Consider the following 970-nt stretch of genomic DNA (forward strand, 5'->3'; position numbering starts at 1 on the left):
CGTCAGATGCGGGCCTCGCCGCCGGCCTCGACGCCCGGGATGCCGTCGCCCTCGTGGCGCTTGACCTCGTCCTCGATGCGCTGGCCGATCGCGGTGTCCACGTTCTTCCAGTACTCGAAGGCGCGGGCCTGGACGTCCTGGCGGACGCCCTTCAGCGCGCCGGCCACGGTCTCCACGAAGTCCTCGCGCTCCTGGGCCGAGAAGACCTCCCGGACGAGGGTGCCGGCCTGGCCGAAGTCGTCGTCGTCCGCGCGCAAGGCCTGGGCCTCGCGGGTCAGGGTGCCGTCGGCCTCCCAGCCGTCGTCCACCGGGCCGGTCTCGTCCGACCAGGAGTCGCCGTTGGAGTTCGGCGCGTAGGTGGAGCGGTCGCCGGTGTGGTCGTACCACATCTGGCCGTCGAAGGCGTAGTTGTGCACCGCGTTCTTGGGACGGTTCACCGGCAGCTGGTTCACGTGGGCGCCCACGCGGTACAGCTGTGCGTCGTGGTACGCGAAGGCGCGGCCCAGGAGCATGCGGTCCGGGGAGAGGCCGATGCCCGGCACGGTGTTGCTCGGGCTGAACGCGGCGGACTCGATCTGCGCGAAGTGGTTCTCCGGGTTGCGGTTCAGGGTCAGCGTGCCGACCTTGATGCGCGGGTAGTCCTTCTTGGAGATCGTCTTCGTCAGGTCGAAGGGGTTGAACCGGTAGGTCTTGCCCTCCTCGTAGGGGATCGCCTGGATGTAGAGGTCCCACTTGGGGTGGTCGCCCTTGGCGATGGACTCGAACAGGTCCTGGCGGTGGAAGTCGGCGTTCTCGCCGGCGATCTTGGTGGCCTCGTCGTTCGAGAGGTTGTGCACGCCCTGCTGGGAGATGAAGTGGTACTTCACCCAGTGCTTCTCGCCCTGGGCGTTGACCCACAGGTAGGTGTGGGAGCCGTAGCCGTCCATCTCACGCCAGGTGCGGGGCAGGCCGCGCGGGCCCATCAGGTAGG

At 68.5% G+C, this 970-nt stretch carries 1 protein-coding gene; it reads right to left on the reverse strand.

The features are described 5' to 3' along the window. Positions 1–2 precede the first annotated feature (2 nt). Positions 3–970, reverse strand: a 968-nt coding sequence (locus ACFWJO_RS38720) for a catalase (RefSeq protein WP_386872904.1), incomplete at its 5' end; no start/stop codon positions are given.

Origin of the sequence: Streptomyces sp. NPDC127092, from assembly GCF_042722475.1 — a bacterium.
Classification (GTDB): domain Bacteria; phylum Actinomycetota; class Actinomycetes; order Streptomycetales; family Streptomycetaceae; genus Streptomyces.